The organism is Cellvibrio sp. ATLC23 (assembly GCF_057196725.1).
This window is the reverse complement of record NZ_JBXUOS010000035.1, coordinates 1-465: the sequence shown is the minus strand read 5'-3', so window position 1 is coordinate 465 and position 465 is coordinate 1. Positions and strand designations below refer to the sequence as shown.

Annotated in this window: 2 tRNA genes; both read left to right on the top strand. The window is 47.3% G+C overall.

Annotation, left to right across the window (positions count from 1 at the left end):
* Positions 1-115: 115 nt before the first annotated feature.
* Positions 116-192, top strand: a tRNA-Ile gene (locus AC2CG4_RS20075).
* Between the two features lie 29 nt (positions 193-221).
* Positions 222-297, top strand: a tRNA-Ala gene (locus AC2CG4_RS20070).
* Positions 298-465: the final 168 nt, after the last annotated feature.

Sequence of the window (465 nt, the reverse complement as noted above, 5' to 3'; positions counted from 1 at the left end):
ACTGGAATCAATAAAAGATTTGTTAGTCGCTAGTCCCCTAGTGCTTGTCGCTAGACGCCGCGAGTTACTTTGAAAGGTAAGCGGCCGACAACTAGTGTCTACAGACCAAGATTATAGGCCTGTAGCTCAGCTGGTTAGAGCGCACCCCTGATAAGGGTGAGGTCGGCAGTTCGAGTCTGCCCAGGCCTACCAACTTCCGTGTTACGGAGTTCCCTAGAAAAGGGGCTATAGCTCAGCTGGGAGAGCGCCTGCCTTGCACGCAGGAGGTCAACGGTTCGATCCCGTTTAGCTCCACCAATCTCTTTTATTGATTTGAAGAAGTCAGTCACTTGGTGTCTTGGAAAAGACGTCAAATGACTGGTTTTTACGCCAGAAGTTCTTTAACAAGGTGGAATGTAAAGTAATAAATTGCTGATTTATGGATGTCTTGTGTATCTCTACACAAAAGTCCGGCGAATCATACTC